The organism is Arthrobacter sp. 10N43, from assembly GCF_056394525.1.
Map to the genome: position 1 here is coordinate 100,819 of NZ_JBFTIA010000007.1, position 23,715 is coordinate 124,533.

Genomic DNA, 23,715 nt, shown 5'->3' on the forward strand with positions numbered 1-23,715 from the left:
TGATTCGAACAACAGTGCAACATGTGAACAAAGTCTGTAATGTAATCCCTGTCACCGGCCCGCCGGAGACGCCGCAAGCGTCCCGAGCCCGCCGAGTGCCGCTGTCAAAGGAGCTAACCGGATGAGCAATCGAGCAGAGTCCTTCCTCGTAGGCCTCGTGGGAGACGGCGTCATGCCCTCCCTCACGCCCTACATGCATGAACGGGAAGGGGACGTCCAGGGCCTCCGGTACCTCTACCGCCCCATCGACCTGACCGAGCTCGGCCTGCCGGGCAAAGCCGTGGGGGAGCTGCTGGCCGGCGCCCGGAACCTGGGCTTCAACGGATTGAACATCACCCACCCCTGCAAGCAGCTCGTGCTCGACTACCTCGACGAGGTCTCCGCCGACGCCCGTCGCCTGGGCGCCGTCAACACCGTGGTTATCCGCGACGGCCGGTTCATCGGCCACAACACCGACTTTTCCGGCTTCGCGGCGGCGCTGGCCTCCGGACTCCCCGGCGCCACCCTGGACCGAGTGGTGCAGCTGGGGGCCGGCGGCGCCGGATCCGCCGTCGCCTACGCCCTGCTCACCGCCGGTGTCCGCCAGCTTGACCTCGTGGACACCGACCCGGCCCGCTGCGCTGACCGGGCGGCCGAACTCGCCGGATTCTTCCCGGACCAGACCGTTACCGCCCGGACGACGGCGGAGCTGCCGCGGCTCATGCCGCAGGCCGACGGCCTGGTGCACTGCACTCCAGTGGGTATGGCCGCCCATCCGGGTGTTCCACTGGACATGTCCCTCGTACAGTCCCGGCACTGGGTGGCCGACATCGTGTACCGGCCGATCGAAACCGAGTTGGTGCGTGAGGCCCGCGCCAAGGGCTGCGACGTGCTCGACGGCGGCCGGATGGCCGTGGGCCAGGCGGCGGACGCCTTCCGGATCTTCACCGGGCGCCAGGCCGACGCCGAGCGCATGCGCTCCCACTTCCTGGAACTGGTCGCCGCGGAAGAAGTGTCCGCCTGATGCGCACCGGAATCGCCACCGTCTGCCTCGCCGGGACCCTGCGGGAAAAAATGCAGGCCTGCGCCGTGGCCGGCTTCGACGGGATCGAAATCTTCGAACAGGACCTCGTGACGTCCCCGCTAAGCCCGGAGGACGTCCGGAAACTTGCCGCCGACCTTGGCCTCACGCTGGACCTCTACCAGCCGTTTCGCGACTTCGACAGCGTTCCCGAGGACTTGCTCGCCGCCAACCTTCGCCGCGCGGACGCCAAGTTCCGGCTCATGTCCCGGCTGGGCATGGACACCATGCTGCTGTGCTCCAACGTCGGCACGGCCACGATCGACGACGACGAGCTCCGGGCCGCCCAGCTCTCCCGGCTCGCGGAGCTCGCGGGCGACCACGGCGTCAAGGTCGCCTACGAGGCCCTGGCTTGGGGCAAGTACGTCAACGACTACGAGCACGCCCACCGGCTCGTGGAGCTCGTGGACCACCCCAACCTGGGCACCTGCCTGGACTCCTTCCACATCCTCTCCCGCGACTGGGACACCGCGCCGATCGAGGCCTTCAACCCGGAGAAGATCTTCTTCGTCCAGGTGGCCGACGCCCCCAAGCTGTCCATGGACGTGCTGTCCTGGAGCCGGCACTACCGGGTGTTCCCCGGCGAGGGCCAGTTCGAACTCGCCAAGTTCATGGGCCACGTGGTCCGCGCCGGCTACACCGGCCCGGTATCGCTGGAGGTGTTCAACGATGTCTTCCGCCAGTCCGACGTCGAACGCACCGCCGTCGACGCGATGCGGTCGCTGATCTGGCTCGAAGAACAGAGCGCCGCCTGGCTTGAGGCAAACCCTGTCCCCGCCGCAGGCGGGGTGGCAGGGCCGGCGGCAGGCGCCCCGGGCCGCCGCCGCTATCCCATGGAACTCGCCACGCTTCCCCGGGTGGCCGAGCCCGCCGGCTTCAACTTCGCCGAAGTCAGGGCAACGGACACGGCCGCGCTCGAGACCCTGCTGGGCCAGCTCGGCTTCGCCTCCAACGGCCGGCATCGGACCAAGAACGTGCAATTGTGGACCATGGGCCACGCCCGCGTTGTCATCAACGAAGAGCCGTCCGCCGGAACGGCGGCAGCGCCGCCAGCGATCTCCGCGTTGGGCTTCGACGTCGATTCCCCCGTGATCGCCGCCGCCCGCGCCCAGCAGCTCAAGGCCCCGGCCGTGCCGCGCAAGAGCCAGGCCAACGAGGAGATATTCCAGGGGTTCGCTGCCCCCGACTCCACCGAGATCTTCCTGTGCCAGGGCAACCCCGATGGCACCGCGGCGTGGACCCGGGAATTCGGCGACGGCCTGGAGGCCCCCGCAGCCGGCGGTGACGGTGCCGTGATCGACCACGTGAACCTGGCCCAGCCGTGGCAGCACTTTGACGAGGCCGTGCTGTTCTACACCAGCGCCCTCGCGCTGGAACCGCAGCCGTATGCCGAGGTGGCCAGCCCCACCGGGCTGGTCCGGTCGCAGGTGATGCTGACGCAGGACCGGGGCGTCCGCCTGGTGCTGAACCTGGCGCCGCTGCTGCAGCAGGAAGCCCCCGCCGGAACGTCCGGAACGGACACACCAGGAACGGGCCAGCGCCGCACCTACCAGGAACACGTGGCATTCGCAGTGGGCGACCTCGTGGCGACGGCCCGGTCCGCCCGGGACCGCGGACTGGATTTCCTGCAGATCCCCGCGAACTACTACGAGGACCTCGATGCCCGGTTCGCGCTGGACCCGGAATTCCTGGCGACGCTCCGCGAGCTCAACCTGCTTTACGACCGCGACGCCGACGGCGAATTCCTGCATTTCTACACCGCCACCGTGGGCAGCGTGTTCTTCGAAATGGTGGAACGCCGCGGCAGCTACGACGGCTACGGCGCTCCGAACGCCCCCGTGCGGCACGCCGTCCAATACGACCATGTCCACGAACTGACCCGCCGTTCCTGATCCCCACCCGAACAACAATCACACCATCGAAAGGAGGCTGCTGTGCCTGAAGAAATCAACCTCGAGATATTCAATGCCGACCCCATCACCGAGGACGTGTCCGACGAAGCCACGGAGGCCGCACCAAAGACGTACGCGCCGCTCGATGCCGCAGCGGAGTCCCAGGCGGACCTCAGCGCCGAGATGAAGGCGATCGGCGAGGCCTACGCGCGGGCCCTTAAAGACGGAGCCCCGGCCGAGGTCCAGCCGCGGCTCGACTACGCGCCCTACCGCAGCAGCGTCCTGCGCCATCCGACGAAGAGCCTGCACCACGCAGATCCGGAAACGATCGAGCTGTACTCGCCCGCGTTCGGGCACATGGACGTCCATTCGCTCGAATCCGACCTCACCATCGCGCACAACGGCGAGCCGCTGGGCGAACGCATCGTGGTCTCCGGCCGCGTGCTCGACGGCGACGGCCGCCCCGTCGCCGGCCAGCTCGTCGAAATCTGGCAGGCAAACTCCGCCGGCCGCTACATCCACAAGCGCGACCAGCACCCGGCGCCGACCGACCCCAACTTCACCGGCGTCGGCCGCTGCATCACGGCGGCCGATGGCAGCTACAGCTTCACCACCATCAAACCCGGCGCTTACCCGTGGAAGAACCACCTGAACGCCTGGCGGCCGGCCCACATCCATTTCTCTTTGTTCGGCTCCGAATTCACCCAGCGGATCATCACCCAGATGTACTTCCCCGGTGACCAGCTGTTCCCGCTGGATCCGATCTACCAGTCGATCGTGGACCAGGACGCCCGCGACCGCCTCGTGGCCACCTACAACCACGAGCAGACCAAACCGGAATGGGCCATGGCCTACAACTGGGACATCGTCCTGACCGGATCCAAGCGGACCTGGACCGAAAACGAGGCCCTGGGCGCAGGAGGCGACGAGGATGAATAGGAGCGCCATGAGTAACCCCAGCAAACTGGCCCCCACCCCCGGGCAGACGGTCGGGCCGTTCTTCGGCTACGCCCTGCCCTACGCCAAGGACCGCGAGCTCCTGCCGCCCGGTTCCCCGGGATCCATCCGGCTCCAGGGCACCGTGTACGACGGCGCAGGCCACCCGATCCCTGACGCAATCCTGGAGATCTGGCAGGCGGACGCGGACGGCAAGGTCCCGCAGCGTACCGGCTCCCTGGTCCGCGACGGCTACACCTTCACCGGCTTCGGCCGCTCAGCCGTGGGGAACACCGGCACCTTCACGTTCACCACCCTCAACCCTGGCCCCACCGAACCCGGGGTGGCACCGTTCATCGCCGTGGCTGTGTTTGCCCGCGGCCTCATGAACCGCCTGTTCACCAGGGTCTACCTGCCCGAGGACGAGGCCGCCCTGGCCCAGGACCGGCTGCTCAGCTCGCTGGAACCGGACCGGCGCCGGACGCTGATCGCGCGCAGGGATCCCGACGGCGGCCTGAGCTGGGACATCCGCCTGCAGGGCGAGGGCGAAACCGTGTTCCTGGATTTCAGCGACGCCGCGGGCGCCTCAAAGTGACGTCCTTCGAGACCGACGGCGACGTTGGCCTGCTGAGTCCGGTGTCGGCGTCGCCCCGCGTGGCAGCGCTGACCGGTGACTGCGCCGTGCTCGCGGCCATGCTCACCGTCGAGGCCGCCTGGGCTGCGGTCCTGGAGGATGCCGGGCTCGTCCCGGCCGGATCCGCCGCGGTGGTGGCCGCCGCCGCGGACGTGCAGCGCTACGACGTCGCGGACCTCGCCGTCCGCGCCCAGGGCGGCGGCAACCCCGTCATCCCGCTGCTCGCGGACCTCCGGGAACAGGTCAGGGACCTGGACGCTGCCGGAATTGGCGCGGTCCAGGCTGTCCACACGTCGCTGACCAGCCAGGACGTGCTCGATTCGGCCCTGATGCTGCTGGCTGCAGGGGCCGTGCGAGAGCTCCTCGCCGAGCTCAGGGCGGCCACGTCCGCTCTCGCCGGCCTTGCCGAGGCCCATGCGCATACGCTGTGCGTGGCCCGCAGCCTGACCCAGCACTCGCTGCCCTACAGCTTCGGGCTGCGGGCGGCGCAGTGGTTCGGCGGCCTGGCCGCCGCGGCGCGCCGGCTCGAAGCCCTCGAACTGCCCGTGCAGACCGGAGGCGCCGCCGGGACTCTCGCCGCCGGGACGCTGTTGACCGCCGGTGGGTGGACCGCCGGAGCCGGGCTGACCCCTTTGGACCTCGCGGACCGGCTCGCCGCCCGCCTGGGCCTCGCCACCGTTCCGGCGCCCTGGCACACCAACCGGCTGGCCGTGACCTCCCTCGGTGACGCCCTGGCGGCCGTGACGGACGCCGCCGGCAAGATGGCCGCGGATGTCCTGTTCCTGAGCCGGCCGGAAGTGGCGGAGCTCGCGGAACCGCGCGCCGCGGGGCGGGGCGTGTCCTCGGCCATGCCGCAGAAGCAGAATCCCGTGCTGTCCGTGCTGATCCGCAGCGCGGCCCTGCAGTCCCCGGCCCTGGCCGCACAGCTGCACCTCGCGGCGGCCAATTTCAACGACGAACGCCCCGACGGCGCATGGCACAGCGAATGGTCGGCCCTGCGCCAGCTGCTGCGCCTGGCCCTCGGCGCCGCGGACCAGCTCCGCGAACTGGCCGAGGGGCTGCAGGTCTTCCCGGCGGCGATGCGCCGCAACCTGGACCTCGCCGGTCCGCTGCTGCTCTCCGAAGCCGTCAACGCGGCCGTCGCGCCGCTTTTGGACGTGCCTCCGCTTTTGGACGCAAACAGCGCCGAGGCGGAGCCGGGCAGGACCGGGAAGCAGCGTCTGCAGGCCGTCGTGGACGCAACGCTCCAGGCCCCGGCCGCGGAACAGGCGGCCACTTACCGGGCACTGCTCCGCGCGGCCGTCCCGGAAGACCTGCTCACCGACACCCGGCTGGAGGAGCTTCTGGACCCGGCCAACTACCTGGGCCAGGCCGCTGACATCTCGCGCCGCATCCTTGCGGCGTATCCGGAATACACCGCCGGCCCGGCCTCACCGGAAGATTCCTCACCGGAAGATGCCTCACCGGAAGATGACCGCGCCACCGCCCACCAACTCCAGAATGGAGCCTCCCGTGGCTAGACCCACCGTCAAAGCAGTCCTGCTCTCGCCCCAGCGCCCGCTGGGCGAGAAGCCCCTCCTCATCGTTGGCCCCTCGCTCGGAACATCCTCCCTCGTGTGGAGCCAGGCCGGCGCCGCGCTGGGCGACGTCGTCGACGTCGTCGCCTGGGACCTGCCCGGGCACGGCGTCTCACCGGCGGCCCAGGAGATCTTCACGGTCGCTGACCTCGCCGACGCAGTGATCGCCCTGGTCGATTCGATCGCCCCCGGTGCGCGTTTCCACTACGCCGGGGTGTCCCTCGGCGGCGCCACCGGCCTGCAGCTTGGCATCAAACACGGCGACCGGCTCAAGAGCCTGTCCGTGCAGTGCTCCGGCGCGAAGATCGGCACCCCCGAGGGCTGGCTGGAGCGCGCCGAAACCGTGCGCACCCAGGGAACCCCCGTCATGATCCAGGGCTCCGCGCAGCGCTGGTTCGCCCCGGGATTCATGGACAGCCAGCCGGAGCTCAGCAGCCGGCTCCTGCACACCCTCCGGGACGCCGACCGCTTCAGCTACGCCTTCTGCTGCGAGGCCCTGGCCGGCTTCGACGTGCGGGACCAGCTGGGCACCATCCGCGTCCCCACCCAGGTTGTCGCCGGCGTCCTGGACGCGGTGGCGCCGCCGTCGATGGCCCAGGAGGTGGCCGCCGGCATCACCTCCGGCGGCGGTACGGCCACGGCCGTCAGCCTGGAGGGAGTGGCACACCTGGCACCGTTTGAGGCGCCGGGCCACATCGCCGAACTGCTGAAGGGCCTCATCACCTGGACCGAGTCGCAGGGAGCGGGCGCATGACCGGCCCAGAACGGAATGGTGTAGTCCAGCCCGGCGCGACCAGCCAGGAAATCTACGACGGCGGCATGAAGGTCCGCCGCGAGGTCCTGGGCGCCGCGCACGTGGACCGCGCCAACGCCAACAAGGATTCCTTCACCGAGGACTTCCAGGACATGATCACCCGGATCGCTTGGGGCGGGATCTGGACCCGGCCCGGGATCAGCCGCCAGATGCGCTCGGCCGTCACCATAACCGCCATGGTGGCCCACGGGCACTGGGAAGAACTGGCCATGCACATCCGCGCCGCCATCACCAACGGCCTGAGCCGGGACGAGATCAAGGAAATCCTGCTCCAGACCGCCATCTACTGCGGGGTACCCTCCGCCAACACCGCCTTCAAGACCGCCCAGCAGGTGTTCCATTCCATGGACGAGACAGAAATGGATACAAACGCATGAACCAGGCCTTTATCTACGACGCCGTGAGGACGCCTTTCGGCAAGTTCGGGTCCGGCCTGGCCGCCGTCCGCCCGGACGATCTCGCCGCCCACGTGATCCGCGAGATCGTCAAGCGGGCACCCAAGCTCGACGTCGAACGGATCGACGAGGTGGTGTTCGGCAACGCCAACGGCGCCGGCGAGGAGAACCGGAACATCGCCCGGATGGGCACCCTGCTGGCCGGGCTGCCGGTCTCGATCCCGGGCACCACGGTCAACCGGCTCTGCGGCTCCTCCCTGGACGCGGCGATGATCGGCTCCCGGCAGATCAGCACCGGCGACGCGGAGCTGATGCTGATCGGCGGCGCCGAGTCCATGTCCCGGGCTCCCTGGGTGCTACCCAAGATCGAGAAGCCCTACCCGGCCGGGGACATGACCCTGGCCTCCACCACTCTGGGCTGGCGCCTGGTGAACCCGGCCATGCCCAAGGACTGGACTATCTCCCTGGGCGAGGCCACTGAACGGCTCGCGGAGAAATACGGCGTGGCCCGCGAGGCGCAGGACGAATTCGCCGCGAACTCCCACAACCTCGCCGCAGCGGCCTGGGACGAGGGCTTCTACGACACCCTCGTGGCCCCGGTCCCGGGCACGGACCTGGTCCGCGACGAGGGCATCCGGCCCGGGTCCTCGGCGGAGAAGCTCGCCGGGCTCAAGACGGTGTTCCGCACCGAAAACGGCACCGTCACGGCAGGGAACGCCTCCCCGCTCTCCGACGGCGCCTCCGCGGCCTGGCTGGGATCCGAGGCCGCCGCCGGGCTGCTCGGCCTGGACCCGCTGGCCCGCATCGCCGGCCGCGGCGCGCACGCCAACGACCCCCAGTACTTCGGCTACGCCCCGGTGGAGGCCGCCAACAAGGCCCTCGCGAAGGCCGGGATCGGCTGGGACCAAGTGGGCGCCGTCGAACTGAACGAGGCCTTCGCCGCGCAGTCCCTGGCCTGCATCAACGCCTGGGCCATCGACCCGGGAATCGTGAACCGGCACGGCGGCGCGATCGCCATGGGCCACCCGCTCGGCGCCTCCGGCGGCCGGATCCTGGGCACCCTGGCCCGGAGCCTGCAGGCCTCCGGCGAACGCTGGGGCGTCGCCGCGATCTGCATCGGCGTCGGCCAGGGCCTCGCCGTCGTCCTCGAAAACATGACCGCTGCCGGAACCAACACAGGAAAGGCGTAAGCGATGCTGAATTTCATTGACACCGTCGGCGAGGCCGTCGCCGGGATCAACGACGGCTCCACCGTGATGATCGGCGGGTTCGGCAACGCCGGCCAGCCCTTCGAACTGATCGACGCGCTGCTGGAGTGCGGCGCCACCGACCTGACCGTGGTGAACAACAACGCCGGCCAGGGCGACCAGGGCCTGGCCCTGCTCATCAAGGAGGGCCGGGTGAAGAAGATGATCTGCTCGTTCCCCCGGCAGTCCGACTCCTGGCACTTTGACGCCAAGTACAAGGCCGGTGAGATCGAGCTCGAACTCGTCCCGCAGGGAAACCTGGCCGAGAGGATCCGGGCCGCCGGCGCCGGGATCGGCGGGTTCTTCACGCCCACCGGCTACGGCACCATGCTCGCCGAGGGCAAGGAAACCCGCTTCCTGGATGGCAAATGGCAGGTGTTCGAGACGCCCATCCACGCCGACGTCGCCCTTATCAAGGCGCTCACGGCCGACGGGAAGGGCAACCTCGTCTACCGCAAGACCGCACGGAACTTCGGTCCCATCATGGCCGCCGCGGCCAAGCACAGCATCGTCCAGGTCTCCGAGATCGTCCCCACCGGCGGCCTGGACCCGGAGGTCATCGTGACCCCCGGAATCTACGTCAACAGCATTGTGAAGGTGGCCTGAGATGAGCATCCAAACCACGATCCAGACCTCCGACAAACCCCTGGGCCGGGACGATCTCGCCCGCCTCGTGGCCCGCGACATCGAGCCCGGATCCTTCGTGAACCTCGGCATCGGCCAGCCCACCCTGGTCTCGAACTACCTCGAGCCGGAGCAGAACATCACGCTCCACACCGAGAACGGCATGCTGGGCATGGGCCCGGAAGCCGCCGGGGACCAGATCGACGGCGACCTCATCAACGCCGGCAAGATCCCCGTGACCGAACTGCCGGGCGCATCCTACTTCCACCACGCAGACTCCTTCGCGATCATGCGCGGCGGCCATCTGGACATCTGCGTGCTTGGCGCCTTCCAGGTCTCCGCCACGGGTGACCTCGCCAACTGGCACACCGGCGCCCCGGACGCGATCCCCGCCGTCGGCGGCGCCATGGACCTCGCCACCGGGGCCAAGGACGTGTTCGTCATGATGACGCTTCTGACCCGCGACGGCGCATCCAAGATCGTCGAGGCGTGCACCTACCCGCTCACCGGGATCGGCTGCGTCACCCGCGTCTACACGGACAAGGCCGTCTTCCTGACCGGGCCCGACGGCGTCCAGGTGCGCGAGACGTTCGGCTGCACCCTCGAGGAACTCCAGGCCATGGTCCCCGTGCCGCTGCGTCCGGCGGATCCACGCTGACAGTCCTGCGGCCGGAGACCTTGCGCCCCGCTAAAGTGATGCGGGACCGAAAGGCGAAAAATGATTGAGCCAGCCAGGAGCGGCGGCGCGCCCGCGGCCAGCGACCAATACGTGCAATCGCTGGCGCGCGGGCTTGCCGTGATCCGTGCCTTCGACACGGAACACCCCAAAATGACGCTGACCGAGGTGGCGGCCCGGACCGAACTGACCCGGGCCACGGCCCGGCGGTTCCTGCACACCCTGGTGGAGCTGGGCTATGTCCGCACCGATGGCAAGATCTTCGCCCTGACCGCCAAAGTGCTGCAGCTCGGCTACGCCTACCTGTCCGGACTGTCCCTGCCGCAGCTCGCCCAACCGCACCTGGAGGAGCTCTCGCTCGAGCTGGGGGAGTCGACGTCGGCAGCGGTGCTCGAAGGCACCGACATCGCCTACATCGCGCGGGTGTCCACCCGGCGGATCATGACGGTGGGCATCACGGTGGGCACCCGCTTCCCCGCCTACGCAACCTCCATGGGCAGGGTGCTGCTGGCGGCCCTGGCCCCGGCGAAGCTGGAAGAGTACCTCGCGGCCGCCGACATCCGGCCCCTGACCCCCGGGTCCATCGGAACGAGGGCCGCACTCCTGGCGGAACTGGACACTGTCCGTGCCCAGGGCTGGTGCCTGCTGGACCAGGAACTCGAGCTGGGACTGATGTCCATCGCGGCGCCGGTCCATGACGGGCCCAAAGTGGTGGCGGCGATCAACGTCTCGCTGCAGGCCCAGAGCGTTTCGGCACAGCCCGACCCCGCTGCCTACCTCGATGCCGTGCGCGACGCGACGGTGGCAACGGCGGAACTCATCTCGGAGGACCTGACCTCGGGGCGGTGAAACACCCCTCCGACAGGACGGCCGGAAGAGCGCCGTCAGTTCAGGGGGCGGAATCCGGGACGGGCCCTGTTGAAACCGTGATGGTGACGCCCCCGGGTTCGTCACTGATTTTCAGATGCAGTCCCCGGCCCACTATCGAGGAATGGATGTCCTCGCTGTCGCCGGGGGCCAGCTGCTCGGCCAGCCGGGTGAGCGCCAGGGCCATCGCCCGGCCCCAGTCATGGGGATCCATGCTGGAGGATTCAGCGGTAGCCGAATAGTTCTCTGGTTCAGTCATCTGCTCCCACTTTCGGCGTCCGGAGCGCAGGCTCCGGCACATCACGAAGCCCAGTCTAGTGAGGCACACGAGCCGACGTCCACGATTGGCGCCGGTGCTGCGGAGGTTGCGCGGACACTGCGGCTAGGATTTCACGTTAGGGACTTCTCCCGCCTAATTGCCCTAAGGACGTCATGACAGAGAACAAAACGGCGACGCCGGAGACCCCCGATACCACCGCCTCCCTGCGGGCCGCAGTGGTTATCAACCCGATGAAATCTCCCGGCGAGAGCTTTCGGGCCTCCTTCTTCCGCCTGTGCGAGACCCAGGGCTGGGCCGAGCCGCTGTGGCTGGAAACCACCAAAGAGGACACCGGGCTTGGCCAGGCGCGCCAGGCCCTGGACGCCGGGGTCGACGTCGTCATCGCCGCGGGCGGCGACGGAACCGTCCGCTGCGTGGCGGAGGTCCTTGCGGGCACCGGCACACCGATGGGCCTGGTGCCTATGGGCACCGGCAACCTGCTGGCCCGCAATCTGGGCGTCGACATCACCGACCCCGTGGCCGCCAGCTACGACGTCCTGAGCGGCACGGACGTCAAGGTGGACGTGGTGAAGGCCAGGCTGGACCACGCCGAGGACGAACACCTCTTCCTTGTCATGGCAGGGCTTGGCTACGACGCCGCCATCATGGCGAACACCGTGGATGAACTCAAGGACCGCGTGGGTTGGCTCGCCTATGTTGAAGCCGGCATCCGGCACCTGCCGGGCAAGCCCATCCGGGCGAGGATCAGCATTGACGGAGGGCACGCCGTGCGCCGCCGGATCCGCAGCGTGATGGTGGGCAACTGCGGCAAGATCATGGGCGGCGTGGAGATCTTCCCCAAAGCCAAGATCGACGACGGAATCCTCGACGTCGTGATCCTGGCGCCCGTCGGCCGCCTGGGCTGGCTGGGAGTGCTGGCCGGGGTCTTCGGCCGGAACAAGCCCAAGGATGCCTCGGTGGAATACTTCGCCGGAAAGTCGGCTGAGATCGAGCTCGCCCACGAGCAGGATTTCCAGCTCGACGGCGACCCGCTCGGCAAGGCCAAGCACCTCAGCGTCACGGTGGAGCCCGGGGTCCTCAGCATCCGGATGACAGCCATCTGACCCGCCGCCCGCAGTGCCGGGCCGGCCGGGCTACCGTCCCGGTCCGGTGTGGTCCGGGCGGTGCGCGAGGATCTCAGCGAGTTCGGCCAGCCGGTGCGCGCGGGCGGACTCGGCCGGCGTGAACGGCTCGCCGGGCCTTGAAAACGCGATGGGCCCCTGCCACGCCGTCGGGATCTTCAGGACGGTCCCGTCCGCGTCGGCTGGGGATGGCGACTCCGGGCTGCCGGCGGCGGGCCCCGGGATGATCCGGGCCCGCAGCAGTTCCGCGACCGCCAGGGGCAGCTCCTCGGGGCTGGCGGCGATCCGGGCGGCAAGGCTCAGTGCACCGGTCTGCCCGTCGGCCATGGCCAGGGCCGTAGTGGGCCAGACGTGCGGATCCGCGCCGCCGCCTGCCCGCAGTGCCCGGAGCAGCTCGGTCTCACGGACCTCACCCGGCGCCGAGAGCACAAACTCGTCCAGCACGCCGCCGGCCACGGGGTGGACATGAATGCTCAGGATGTTCGTGTTGAGTCCGGCCAGGGCCTGGGTCAGTCTTTGCAGCGATCCCGGCTTGTCTTTCAGGACGGTCCGCGCCCGCCACAGGGCCGGCGCGGCGACAAGCCGCTTCCGGTGGCGCAGGGCCGGCGCATGCAGCCAGCTTCTGAGCATCCGGGCCGCCGAGGGTTCGGCCACCCAGATCACCAGGATGGTCGCGGTCAGGGTCAGCACCACGACCTTGGCAACATACGGCAGGTGTGTTTCCACCACCGCCGCGTGCACCAGCAGTTCGATCGGCAGCATCACGGCGATGTTGGCCAGCGTCAGCCGCGCCTTGGTCGGTTCGGGCATCTGGCCGCACACTTCGCAGCTGAGCTCGGAGGTGGCCGGGGAGTGGGCCTTGCCTGGTTTTTTGCCTGCGGCGTTGCGCGTCATGCTCCCATGATTCCGGCCGGCTGTTTCGGCCGGGTTGCCGCCGGGTGACAGTTTCGGACCAGCGCCCGAAGGCGTCTGCCCGGGCAGTAGAGCTAGCGGCTGGCGGCGTGGCGCGGGCGGTCCTCGTCCACGAACTCCGCCGCATTCCCCGCGTTGTCATCAACGTTCCGCGCGGGGTTCTTCTCGAAGTTCCCATCGAAACCGGCACGGCCGGGGCCGCCGTCGTGTTCCCGGTCCGCCAGTGTGGTGAGCAGGTCCCGGATCTCGGCCAGCAGCGCGGTGTCGGCCGGGATCGGCTCTTCCTCGGGCTCGGCGGCGCCGAGCCTGCTCTTGACCATGCGGTTGATCCGGTTCATGGGTGCCACGAAGATGAAGTACACCACCCCGGCGGTGATGAGGAAGGTCAGGAAGGCCGTCACGACGGCGCCGATGTTGACGAACGTCTTGTCGTTGCCCGGCCAGACGTAAAAGCCCAGGCCATGGGTCTCGACGCCGCCGGCCGCAGCGAGGACCGGGTTGACGATGTTTGAGGTAAACGCGCTGACCAGGGCTGTGAAGGCAGTGCCGACCACGACGGCGATGGACAGTTCGATCACGTTGCCGCGCAGGATGAAATCCTTGAATCCTTTGAGCATGGGGAACCTCCGGTTGTTTGCGTGATTCAACCGCTAGACGCTACCACCCCGCGGCGCGCCCGGCCGATCCCAATGAACGGGATTCGATGCGTCAGCCGCGGGCTTCCGGAGTAACATCCGTCGTGGATGCCAGTGACGCCGTCGTACCATTCCGACCGCTGCGAAAGGGACCCCCAACCCGTGATGACAAGCCCATGAATGCCTGCCAGGGACTAATCCGGCCGTGGAGTGGGCGCTGCGACACTGGCCCCGTGGGACCGGCACTGTGAAGCTGCTCGCCGGGATGCTCACCATCGCGCCGGCCAACAAGGACCATCAGGTTGCCCTCCGCTGCGCCATCGGCGTGTTCGTTCCGCTGATCACCCTGGTGCTGCTGGACCGCCTCGACCTGGCAATCTTTGCCTCCTTCGGTGCCTTCACCGGGATCTATGGCCGCAATGAGCCGCACGCCAGGCGGCTGAATCTCCAGGTGCGGGCCGGTGGCCTGATGCTCCTGGTGATGTTCCTGGCCGCCCTCACCGCGCGTGTGGATGCCCTTGCCGGGCTGTCGGCGGCGGGCACCACCTGGGTCCTGGTCGGGACCACAACCCTGGTGGCCGGCGCCTGTTCCCTGGTAGTCGCCCTGTGGCGCCTTCGTCCCTCGGGCTCGCTCTTCCATATCTTCGCGTTCGCGGCCATCGCCTCAATCCCGAACCAGCCGCCGCTGTGGCAGGCCATGCTGGTGGCGGTGCTGACGGTCGCGTTCTCCCTGCTCATCGGGCTGTCATCGCGTGTGGCCAGGAGCCGCCGGACCCCGTGGGTGTGGCCGGAACCCCTAAGGCTGACACCGGGCCAGAAGCGCGCCGCGTGGCAGGAAAGCGGGGGCTACCTCGTGGCGGCAGGCCTGGCGGGCACGCTGGGGACCCTGGCCGGCGAATGGCTCGGCGTTGGCCACAACTACTGGGCGATGGTGGCCGCCGTCGTCCCGCTCGTGGGCCACACCACGCGGCACCGGGTCAGCCGGGGCCTGCAGCGCATCGCCGGGACTGCGCTGGGACTGGTCCTGCTCGCCGGGATCCTGCTCCTGCAGCCGAACCCCTGGCAGACGGTGCTGGTGATCGCCGCTTGCCAGTTCGGTGCCGAAATGTTCATCGCGCGGCAGTACATGCTGGCGCAGGTCTTTGTCACGCCCCTGGCCCTGACCTCGACGCTGCTCGTGGCACCCATCCCGCCCGGCATCCTGCTCCGCGACAGAATCGTCGAAACGATCATCGGGGCCGCCGTCGGCATCGCCGTCGTGCTGGCGCCCGGCGCCTGGCGACGCCTGACGAGCTAGTATCTACGGGATTCCGTATGGCCGGGCCCTGCTGGCCAGCCCCTTCCTATTGTGAGAGTCCTATCGCCCGAGGGTGTTGGGTGGGACACTTAAAACCATTCAACGGAAGGGGTGTGATGGCCAATTCGAACTCCGGCGACTCAGTGGTGGACCGCGTCCTGCGGCTGATTGCGGCCTTTCCGGAGGGTGTCACCTCGCTGCAGCTCTCGGAGCTGGCCGCGAGGGCGCAACTTCCCGTGACCACCGCGCACCGGTTGGCCCGGCAGCTTGCCGGCCACGGCCTGCTCGACGTCGGCCCCGGCGGTTCGGTCAGCCTGGGCCTGCGGCTCTGGGAGCTCGCCAACCGCAGTTCGCCCACCCTGGAGCTCCGCCAGGCGGCCTTGCCGTTCATGGAGGACATCCAGCAGGTGCTGAACCAAAACGTGAATCTCGCCGTGCTGGACGGCGCCGAGGTGCTCTTTGTGGAGCGGCTGTCCCGCCGGGGCTCCGCAGTCAACCGTGCGCAGGTGGCCGGCCGGATGCCCGTGCACGTGTCCTCCGCCGGCCTGGTGCTGATGGCCAACCAGCCCGGCACCGTCCAGGCCGAGTATCTCGAAGCGTTCAGCGACCCGGCCGGGCGGCTGGCCCCGGCCGAGCTCCGTGCTCTCCTTGATGAGGCCGTCCGCCAGGGCTATGCGCAGCTGGCCGGCGTCGTCGATCCGGACACATGGGGGATCGCCGTCCCCGTGCTGGACCGCCGGAAGCGGGCCGTGGCGGCCCTCGGCGTCGTGGTTCCCCTCCGTGAGATGCGCCTGCAGGCGCTGGTCCCGGCCCTCCAGACTGCGGCCCGCGGAATCGGTCGGCGGCTTGGCGAGCCCCGCGAGGCTGGCGGATTCCATTCAACGGGATCCATGTAACGCGTATCACGCCTGCGGGGGCACACTGTTAGCCGGACCACGAATACGGCTCCGGGCCCGCCCGGACCCCGCGACGAAGCGAGACGCACATGGCACAGCGGAAAGTCATCACCACCCAGGTAGCGATCATGGGCGCCGGACCGGCCGGGCTCATGCTGTCCCACCTGCTGGCCAAAGCCGGCATCGAATCCACCGTCGTCGAGCTCCGCAGCCACCAGGAGATCTCCGAAACGGTCCGCGCCGGCATCCTGGAGCACGGCTCGGTCAACCTGCTGGTAGACAGCGGTGTCTCCGACCGTGTGCTGCGTGAGGGCGACCGACATGACGGCATCGAACTGCGCTTCAACGGCGAAAGCCACCGGATCGACTTCCAGGACCTCGTCGGCGAATCGGTGTGGCTCTACCCGCAGACGGATGTGTTCCTGGATCTTTCGGCACGCCGGAAGGCCGACGGCGGGGACGTCCGGTACGCCGTCAAGGAGGCCACCATCCATGACATCGAGGACGCGCCCAAGGTCTGGTTCACCGACGAGGAGGGCATCGACTACGAGCTCCAGGCCGACTTCATCGCCGGCGCGGACGGTTCACGCAGCCACTGCCGCGCGCGGATCCCCGAGGCACGGCGCAATAGGTACTTCCACGAATACCCCTTCGCCTGGTTCGGCATCCTGGCCGAGGCCCCGCGCAGCTCCGAGGAGCTGATCTACGCCAACTCGGCGAACGGCTTCGCCCTGATCAGCCAGCGAACCGAGACGGTGCAACGGATGTACTTCCAGTGCGACCCCAGCGAGGACGCCAATAGCTGGGACGAAGAACGCATCTGGGACGCCTTTCGCAGCCGCGTCAACGGCAACGGCTTCGAGGTGAAGGAAGGGCCCGTGATCGAGAAGACCGTCCTGAAATTCCGCAGCTTTGTCCAGGCCCCCATGCGGCACGGCAAGCTGTTCCTCGCCGGCGACGCCGCGCACACCGTGCCGCCCACCGGGGCCAAAGGGCTGAACCTGGCGCTGAACGACGTCAAAGTCCTCTTCGAAGGATTCGACAGCTTCTACTCCACCGGCTCCACCGCGCTCCTGGATGCCTACAGCGACCGCGCCCTCGGCAGAGTGTGGAAAGCCCAGCAGTTCTCCTACTGGATGACCTCCATGCTGCACACGGCCGTCGACGCCGACGACTTTTCCCGGGCCCGCCAGCTTGGCGAGCTCCGGTCCGTGGTGTCATCCCGCCATGGCAGGGCCTATCTGGCGGAGGCTTATACGGGCTGGCCGGGCGACCGATAGGGCCGAGCCCGAGGTCCTGCCTGAGGGTCCTTCCGCGGTGCATGTTTTCCATCGACAGCTACCGGGGCCAGGACTACCCTTGAACCGTCCCAGCATGACCCGACAAAGATGACGGAGAGGTGCACGATCATGGGAACCGCAGAGAATGTTGAACTGGTCCGACGCGGGTACACGGCCTTCAACGCAGGGGATATGGCGACCCTCAGCGAGATGTTCGCGGAGGACGCAGTCTGGCACGTTGCCGGAAGCGGCGTGCTGTCCGGAACAAAACAGGGCCGGGACGCCGTCCTGGCGTACTTCGGTGAACTGGGCGCGCGTACCCAGGGTTCCTTCCAGGCAGACCTCGAGGACATCGTCGGCGGGGAAAAGTACACCGTCGCCATCCAGAAGACCCGCGCACAAAACAACGGCAAGACCTTGGACATGGCCACCGTCATCACGTTTGTGGTCCGCGACGGAAAGATCACCGAAGGGCGGGAGTTCTTCGAGGATACGGCCAAGGCAGACGATTTCTGGACCTGACCAAACAAATCCGTTCGCCCTGGCCTAGTCCTGGTCCAGGGTCTCGGTCAGGTGGTGCGTCGGAATCCGGTCCCGGTCGTAAGTGATTTCGGTGTATCCGTGCGGCTCGGGCTTCCCGGACGGGCTCAGGTTCACAAAGACGATCTCCTCAATCGTGAGGATGCTGCGGCGCGTGATCATGTTCCGGACCTCGGCGCGCATGCTCAGCGATGTCCGGCCGAAGCGGGTAGCGGTCAGGCCCATTTCGATCAGGTCGCCCTGGACGGCGGAGCTTACGAAGTTGATTTCCGAGATGTACTTGGTGACGGCCCGGCCGTTGCCCAGCTGCAGGATGGCGTAAATCGCGGCCTCTTCGTCGATCCACTTCAGCAGGCTCCCGCCGAACAGGGTGCCATTGGCGTTGAGGTCCTCCGGCCGCACCCATTTGCGGGTGCGGAAAGTGATGTCGGCCGATTCCATAGTGCGAGGTTAGCCCACTCCGGGACGGACCGGCGTTCTGTGACGGTGCGCGGTGCCGCGCAGCCTCACGCCATGGCGGTGTGCGCGGCGCTGTGCGAATCGATCGGCTTCGCGTAGCAGTACGAGTGCTCCACGCCGATATACGGTCCGAAGTTCGGCACCGGGGCGAAGCCCGAGTTCTCGTAGAACTGCCGTCCGTCGGTCTGCACCGAGCCCGCCTCCGCAGTCAGGGTGGTGATCCCCAGCGCGTGGGCGTGGGCTTCGAGGGCCGCCAGGATGGAACTCGCCACTCCGGAGCCGCGGGTGTACGGCAGCACGTAGAGGCGTTTGATTTCGGCGGTCCGGGCGTCCAGCACGCGAAGGCCGCCGCAGCCCACCGGCTGGCCCGAGGCCTTGTCGTGTGCCACCAGGAACACCGCCGTGTCCGCTTCCGACGGCGGCGGCCCGGGTTCGTGATCCGGCCGGCCGAAACGGGCCTCGAGTTCCGCCTGCTGGGCGGCCCTCAGGTCCGCACCGACGGGATTCGCCCAGGTGACCTGACGGATGTTGAGCCGCGGGTTGGTCTGCATGACTGCCTCGATTCGCCGAAGTGTTATGCAGTCCAAGGCTAGGCACCAGCGGTTTCGGCTGTGTTTCCTGCCGGTAAGAGTCGGGAGAACTGTGTATGGATGGATGGCGGTGCAGTTCCGTCTTTCGGCTCGACTTCCGGGTGGGCTTGGGGACGGCCGCTGCCTAGCGGCGCACGAGTGTCCGCAGGAGTTTCAGGGCCACGGAGATCGAGGCGATATCCACTTGCCCCGGTTTGGTCACTTCCGCGAAGGTGTCTTTGATCCGTCCCAGCTGCTCCTGATGCCCGCGTTCCCACACCACGATGCGCTCCACCGAATCGGACGTGCCGTTGTCTGCGGCGCCAGGGCCCCGGGTAGTCTCCATCACAGAGACAGTCATGTCCGCTACGGCGGAATACACGTCATCGCGCAAGGCGGCCCGCGCGAGGGCGTCCCAGCGGCTGTGCCGCGGCAGGTCGGTGATGCTGAGCAGCAGGTTCGCGGCGCCGATTCGCTGGAACACCGCGTAGTACACGTCGGCGATGGTGGCGATTGGTTCACGGACCTGTTCAGAGATCAGGGAGATGTCCAGCAGCCCGAAGCTCTCCAGCAGGTCCGAGAAGCGCAGGCCCAGCTCACGGGGCATCCCCACGGCGTCCCAATGCGCGAGCCGCTCTTGCGCGCGGTCCAGGTCGGAGCCCCGGAGGTAGTCCAAGGTGCAGGTCCGCAGCATCTCCAGTGTGGGCATGATCCTGCCCAGGGCCTCGTCCACCGGCTGGTCGCGATGGTCGTGCGTCACGTACCACCGCGTGGCCCGGTCGAGGACCCTCCGCATGTGCAGGGTCGCTTCGGCGACGCAGTCGTTCGGATATTCGGCGGGGAGTGTGGCCAGCCGGTTGACGATCCACGGCAGGTCGTAGGCCTCCCGCGCCACCACGAAGGCCCTGGCAACGCTGGCGGCCGTCGCCGTCGTCTCCTCGACGGCGCGGAAGGCGAACGTGATTCCGCCGAGGTTGATCATGTCGTTGGCCACCACGGTGCACACGATCTGGCGGCGCAGCGGATGATCTTCCAGCTCTGCTTCAAAGCGCTCGGACAGCTGGGGCGGGAAATAGCCGCGGAGGACGCGGCGGAACCACGGGTCCTCGGCAAGGTCGCTGGCGTTGAGTTCCGCCGCCAGTTCGATCTTGGCGTATGCGGCCAGCACCGACAGCTCTGGCGCGGTCAGGCCCTCCCCTGATTTCAGCCGTGCCCGGAGTTGGTCGTTGCTAGGCAGGCCCTCCAGCCTGCGGTCAAGGTCGGTGGCGTTTTCCAGCCAATCCATGGTCCGTTCGAAGCCCGGACTCCACTCCCGCACCAAGTGCCGGTCGTTGATAAGCAGGACATTCTGGTCCGCGTTGTTGGCCAGGACAAGACGGGCCACCTCGTCCGTGAGGGACTGCAGGAAGCCGGTGCGATCCGACGGCGGCATCTTTCCCGCCGCGATCATCCGGTCCACGAAGATCTTGATGTTTACCTCATGATCCGAGCAGTCCACGCCCGCTGAGTTGTCGATCGCATCGGTATTGAGCAGGACGCCGGACAAGGCGGCCTCAATCCGCCCGAGCTGCGTGATTCCCAGATTCCCGCCCTCGGCGATGATCTTCGCCCGCACCTCATTGCCGTTGACCCTGACAGGGTCATTGGCCTTGTCGCTAACCTCCGCGCTGGACTCCGACGAGGCCTTGACATAAGTTCCGATGCCTCCGTTGTACAGGAGGTCCACGGGCGCCCGGAGAATGGCCTGAAGCAATCCATGGGGCGGCAGCGACACAGTGCCCGGTTCCAGGCCGAGTGAGCTCCTGACTTGTTCGGTAATGCCGATGGACTTGGCACGGCGGGAGTGGACACCACCGCCGTCGCTGATCAGCGCTGGATCGTAGTCCGCCCAGGACGAGCGGGGGAGGGCAAAGAGCCGCCGCCGTTCCTCGAAGGAGGCCTCCGCATCCGGTGCCGGGTCAAGGAAGATGTGGCGGTGATCGAAAGCCGCTACCAGCCGGATGTGGCGGGAGAGAAGCAGCCCGTTCCCAAAGACGTCGCCGCCCATATCGCCGATGCCGGCTACGGTGAAGTCCTCTTCCTGGCAGTCCATCCCGAGCTCGCGGAAATGGTGTTTTACCGATTCCCAGGCCCCGCGGGCCGTGATGCCCATCTGCTTATGGTCATAGCCCACGGTCCCGCCGGACGCGAAGGCATCGCCCAGCCAGAAGCCATACTCCGCGGCGACACGATTCGCAGCATCGGAAAATGACGCCGTTCCCTTGTCCGCCGCCACCACAAGGTAATAGTCGTCGACGTCGTGCCGCACCACGCGCGGCGGGGGAACCACCGATTCGCCGTTCGCGGTGGCGACCAGGTTGTCGGTGACATCCAGCAGCCCGCGGACGAATATCCGGTAGCACTCCAGGCCCTCCGTCAGCCACGCGTCGCGGTCCAAGGACGGGTCCGGCAACTGTTTGGGATAAAAACCGCCCTTGGCGCCGGTGGGTACGATCACCGAGTTCTTAACGTTCTGCGCCTTGACCAGGCCCAGAACCTCGGTGCGGAAATCCTCGCTTCGGTCGGACCAACGCAACCCACCCCTTGCCAGTGCCCCGAAGCGCAGGTGCACGCCTTCCACGCGGGGCGAATACACCCAGACTTCGTACTTGGGACGGGGGAGCGGCGCACCCGCGATCGCGGAAGGGTTCAGCTTGAAACTCAGGTGGGGCCTGGCCTGGAAGTAGTTCGTGCGGAGCGTGGATTCCACCAGGTTCATGAAGGTGCGCAGCAGCCGGTCGGCGTCGAGGACGGGAATGTCCTCGATCGCGGCCAGCAGGTCCCTCCGGGCCGCGTCGGTGTCCCTGAACCGGCGTGGCGCCTCCAGATCGGGATCAAACTTGGCCCTGAACAGTGCCAGGAGAGCGTGGGTTGCCCGGGCATTGGCCAGCAGCGTGTCGGTTATGAACCCATAGGAGGTTGTGGTGCCCAACTGCTGCAGGTACTTGGCGTAGCTGCGCAGGATGGCCGCCTGCCGCCATTCGATGCCCTCCCGGAGGACAAGGCCGTCAAAGCGGTCCGATTCTGAGTCACCGCGCATGGCAGCTCCGAAGGCATCCCCCAGCAGCCCGCTGGTCCGGGCGGGATCCACGCCGGCCGGGTACCGGACGCCAAGGTCATAGAGGAACAGAGCCCGGTCGCTCCCGCGCACCACATCGAAGGGCCGTTGGTTCAGCACCTCCAGTCCGAGGTTGTGGAAGAACGGCAGGATCCGCGTCAGGCTGTGGGCGGTGGTCAGGTAAAGCCGGATCCGTGCGTCTTCGGCCAGCGTCGGGGAGGCATCGGTGCGGACATAGACGGCCAGTTGGGGATCGTTCAGCTGCCGGCCGCCCGTGCCGTCGAGATCGAACCGCTCGAACGTCTTGATGTCCTCGACGGCGTCCTCGACTTCAAAATCAGCCCGGTAGCTGGCCGGGAAGGCGGCGGACCACAGCGCCGACAAACGGCTGGCCTCCGCCGACGGCAACCTGTCACGGAGCGCCTCGTCCAGGCCCTGGGCCCAGGTCCGCGTTGCGCTAACAATGCTTCGCTCCACTGCGGCGGGGTCGACGTCGGGCATCCCACCGGCGGGCAACAGGATCCGGAAGAAGACCCGGGCCATCGGGGATTCACTTAGCCTGACTTCGAACTCGAGCGAGGAGGACCGGCAGGCCTGTTTAAGCTCGTGCTCAATCCGGAGGCGTACGGCCGTGCTGTACCTGTGCCGGGGAAGGAACACCAGCGCGGTCATGAAACGCCCGTAGCTGTCGGCGCGCAGGAACACCCGTGTCTGGTGGTGGGCCTGCAGGCGCAGGATTTCACGGGCGAGCCCGGCAAGTTCATGGAGGTCCCGGTGGAACAGCTCGTCCAGGGGGAATGACTCGAGGACGGCGATGAGCTGCTTGCCAGGGTGGGAGGCCTCGGTGAAGCCAAAGCCCTCCTGGATGGCGCGCACCTTGTCCCGGATGACCGGGATGCGCCGCACGGACCGGCCCGTGGCACCCGGGGCGAAGAGGCCAACAAACCTGACCTCTCCCGTGGCCTTCCCGGCGCTGCCGAACGTCCGGACGAGGATTTCATCCAGGTAAGCCGGGCGGGGGACGGACGATCTCAGATCCGAAATGGAGATGGTGAGGACCTGCGGATGGGGCAGTCCCGTAACGGGCTGTCGGGCCTCCGGCCGCCCGTCCCTGAGCAGGCCGAGTCCCGCGCCGGGAAGCAACGACACAACATCCGGACGGTCCGCCGTCGGGTATTCATATTCGCCGTATCCCAGGAACATGAAGTTGCCGCGATCCAGCCAGTCCAGGAGCTCACCGAGCTGCTCAGGAGTCGGCACCGCGCCGGCGGGCAGCCGGTCCAGGGACTTGATGGTGCGTGCGAGACGGGCGTGGATGGCGGGAGTGTCATCGGCGACCAGCTGGACGTCCGCCAGGACACGCCCCACGTTTGCGGTGAGTTCCGCGATGGCCCGTGAGTCCGGCAGCCGGCCTATCTCTGCCGCCACCCACGTTTCGGATCTCCACCCCGGCGGATCTTGGACGGTGCCTGTCGCCGCGTTGACGGGCATGCCGGCACTTCGGCCCGCCGGTCCGGGCTGCGGGGATCCATGCCGTACTTCCACCAACTGATCAGTCCGCGGATCACGCCGCACCAGAAAATTGGGATGCACCAGCAACCGAATGGACTCGTTTTGGCGGGCCAGCTCCGCGGTGAGCGAATGGATCAGGTGCGGTGTGGAGTCAGCAACCACCAGCAGGACGCTGGCGTCACTTTCGTTCAGGATGTCGATTGCCGCCGTGCCTGCCGGCCGGCTGTCCGCAAGTTCCGCATGGTGCCTGGAGCGCTGCTCCAGGTTTTCCGGACTGTAGCCTTGGAGGTCCTCCGGCGCAGCGTGCTCGTAGTAGGCCGCTAGGAACTGTTCATCGAAGCCGGGGAAGACGCTGGTGGGAGCGTGCCCGGGGTGTACCGATTTGCGTGACATGG

General features: G+C 67.9%; 22 protein-coding genes. 16 read left to right on the top strand and 6 right to left on the bottom strand.

Annotated elements, in window-relative coordinates; translation table 11 throughout:
• Positions 1–121 precede the first annotated feature (121 nt).
• Genes AC1DDO_RS15285 through AC1DDO_RS15335 form a run of 11 tightly spaced genes read left to right on the top strand, consistent with a single transcriptional unit; the run spans position 122 to position 10,704 of the window.
• Positions 122–1,003: a shikimate dehydrogenase gene (locus AC1DDO_RS15285; protein ID WP_476867890.1), complete on the top strand. Its 882-nt coding sequence runs from the start codon at positions 122–124 to the stop codon at positions 1,001–1,003.
• A complete protein-coding gene (locus tag AC1DDO_RS15290; protein ID WP_476867891.1) occupies positions 1,003–2,952 on the top strand; it encodes a bifunctional sugar phosphate isomerase/epimerase/4-hydroxyphenylpyruvate dioxygenase family protein in 1,950 nt (649 codons plus the stop codon). Before AC1DDO_RS15285 ends, AC1DDO_RS15290 begins: the two co-directional genes overlap by 1 nt.
• Before the next feature lie 42 nt (positions 2,953–2,994).
• Positions 2,995–3,891, top strand: coding sequence for a protocatechuate 3,4-dioxygenase subunit beta (gene pcaH, locus AC1DDO_RS15295; RefSeq protein ID WP_476867892.1), 897 nt, complete (start codon positions 2,995–2,997; stop codon positions 3,889–3,891).
• Positions 3,892–3,898: 7 nt separating this feature from the next.
• Entirely contained in the window at positions 3,899–4,483 is a 585-nt protein-coding gene (pcaG, locus tag AC1DDO_RS15300; RefSeq protein ID WP_476867893.1) for a protocatechuate 3,4-dioxygenase subunit alpha, read from the top strand.
• Complete coding sequence (locus tag AC1DDO_RS15305; RefSeq protein ID WP_476972197.1) at positions 4,480–6,042, top strand: lyase family protein; 1,563 nt, start codon at positions 4,480–4,482, stop codon at positions 6,040–6,042. Before pcaG ends, AC1DDO_RS15305 begins: the two co-directional genes overlap by 4 nt.
• Positions 6,035–6,853 carry an alpha/beta fold hydrolase gene (locus AC1DDO_RS15310; protein ID WP_476867895.1) on the top strand — a complete coding sequence of 273 codons (819 nt, stop codon included), beginning with the start codon at positions 6,035–6,037 and terminating at the stop codon, positions 6,851–6,853. Before AC1DDO_RS15305 ends, AC1DDO_RS15310 begins: the two co-directional genes overlap by 8 nt.
• A complete protein-coding gene (gene pcaC, locus AC1DDO_RS15315) occupies positions 6,850–7,290 on the top strand; it encodes a 4-carboxymuconolactone decarboxylase (RefSeq protein ID WP_476867896.1) in 441 nt (146 codons plus the stop codon). The genes AC1DDO_RS15310 and pcaC overlap by 4 nt, the downstream gene beginning before the upstream one ends.
• Entirely contained in the window at positions 7,287–8,498 is a 1,212-nt protein-coding gene (locus tag AC1DDO_RS15320; RefSeq protein WP_476972198.1) for a thiolase family protein, read from the top strand. The genes pcaC and AC1DDO_RS15320 overlap by 4 nt, the downstream gene beginning before the upstream one ends.
• Before the next feature lie 3 nt (positions 8,499–8,501).
• Complete coding sequence (locus AC1DDO_RS15325) at positions 8,502–9,161, top strand: 3-oxoacid CoA-transferase subunit A (RefSeq protein WP_476972199.1); 660 nt, start codon at positions 8,502–8,504, stop codon at positions 9,159–9,161.
• A gap of 1 nt (position 9,162) precedes the next feature.
• Positions 9,163–9,837 (top strand): 3-oxoacid CoA-transferase subunit B, encoded by a 675-nt coding sequence (locus AC1DDO_RS15330; RefSeq protein ID WP_476972200.1) that lies wholly within the window; start codon positions 9,163–9,165, stop codon positions 9,835–9,837.
• A 60-nt stretch (positions 9,838–9,897) separates the two neighbouring features.
• A complete protein-coding gene (locus tag AC1DDO_RS15335) occupies positions 9,898–10,704 on the top strand; it encodes an IclR family transcriptional regulator domain-containing protein (protein ID WP_476867414.1) in 807 nt (268 codons plus the stop codon).
• 40 nt (positions 10,705–10,744) lie between these two features.
• On the opposite strand, the gene AC1DDO_RS15340 is transcribed toward AC1DDO_RS15335, so the two are convergent.
• Positions 10,745–10,981, bottom strand: a complete 237-nt coding sequence (locus AC1DDO_RS15340) for a hypothetical protein (protein ID WP_441409232.1) — start codon at positions 10,979–10,981, stop codon at positions 10,745–10,747.
• 173 nt (positions 10,982–11,154) lie between these two features.
• Here AC1DDO_RS15340 and AC1DDO_RS15345 point away from each other — a divergent pair, with 173 nt between their 5' ends.
• Complete coding sequence (locus AC1DDO_RS15345) at positions 11,155–12,105, top strand: diacylglycerol/lipid kinase family protein (protein ID WP_476867415.1); 951 nt, start codon at positions 11,155–11,157, stop codon at positions 12,103–12,105.
• Between the two features lie 30 nt (positions 12,106–12,135).
• On the opposite strand, the gene AC1DDO_RS15350 is transcribed toward AC1DDO_RS15345, so the two are convergent.
• Together AC1DDO_RS15350 and mscL are read right to left on the bottom strand one after the other, a co-directional pair.
• Positions 12,136–13,017, bottom strand: coding sequence for an ACT domain-containing protein (locus AC1DDO_RS15350; RefSeq protein ID WP_476867416.1), 882 nt, complete (start codon positions 13,015–13,017; stop codon positions 12,136–12,138).
• Positions 13,018–13,109: 92 nt separating this feature from the next.
• Positions 13,110–13,652, bottom strand: coding sequence for a large conductance mechanosensitive channel protein MscL (gene mscL, locus AC1DDO_RS15355; RefSeq protein WP_476867417.1), 543 nt, complete (start codon positions 13,650–13,652; stop codon positions 13,110–13,112).
• A gap of 265 nt (positions 13,653–13,917) precedes the next feature.
• Here mscL and AC1DDO_RS15360 point away from each other — a divergent pair, with 265 nt between their 5' ends.
• The 4 genes from AC1DDO_RS15360 (at position 13,918) to AC1DDO_RS15375 (ending at position 17,665) form a co-directional block, all read left to right on the top strand.
• Positions 13,918–14,967, top strand: coding sequence for an FUSC family protein (locus AC1DDO_RS15360; RefSeq protein ID WP_476867418.1), 1,050 nt, complete (start codon positions 13,918–13,920; stop codon positions 14,965–14,967).
• A 116-nt stretch (positions 14,968–15,083) separates the two neighbouring features.
• Positions 15,084–15,863, top strand: a complete 780-nt coding sequence (locus AC1DDO_RS15365; RefSeq protein WP_476867419.1) for an IclR family transcriptional regulator — start codon at positions 15,084–15,086, stop codon at positions 15,861–15,863.
• 89 nt (positions 15,864–15,952) lie between these two features.
• Entirely contained in the window at positions 15,953–17,143 is a 1,191-nt protein-coding gene (locus AC1DDO_RS15370) for a 4-hydroxybenzoate 3-monooxygenase (protein WP_476867420.1), read from the top strand.
• Between the two features lie 129 nt (positions 17,144–17,272).
• A complete protein-coding gene (locus AC1DDO_RS15375) occupies positions 17,273–17,665 on the top strand; it encodes a nuclear transport factor 2 family protein (RefSeq protein WP_441411184.1) in 393 nt (130 codons plus the stop codon).
• A 24-nt stretch (positions 17,666–17,689) separates the two neighbouring features.
• Here AC1DDO_RS15375 and AC1DDO_RS15380 read toward each other — a convergent pair whose 3' ends face one another.
• The 3 genes from AC1DDO_RS15380 to AC1DDO_RS15390 all read right to left on the bottom strand — a co-directional run bounded on the left by AC1DDO_RS15380 (position 17,690) and on the right by AC1DDO_RS15390 (position 23,713).
• A complete protein-coding gene (locus AC1DDO_RS15380) occupies positions 17,690–18,124 on the bottom strand; it encodes an acyl-CoA thioesterase (RefSeq protein WP_441411183.1) in 435 nt (144 codons plus the stop codon).
• Between the two features lie 65 nt (positions 18,125–18,189).
• Entirely contained in the window at positions 18,190–18,693 is a 504-nt protein-coding gene (locus AC1DDO_RS15385; protein ID WP_476867421.1) for a GNAT family N-acetyltransferase, read from the bottom strand.
• Positions 18,694–18,856: 163 nt separating this feature from the next.
• Positions 18,857–23,713: an NAD-glutamate dehydrogenase gene (locus AC1DDO_RS15390; protein WP_476972201.1), complete on the bottom strand. Its 4,857-nt coding sequence runs from the start codon at positions 23,711–23,713 to the stop codon at positions 18,857–18,859.
• Positions 23,714–23,715: the final 2 nt, after the last annotated feature.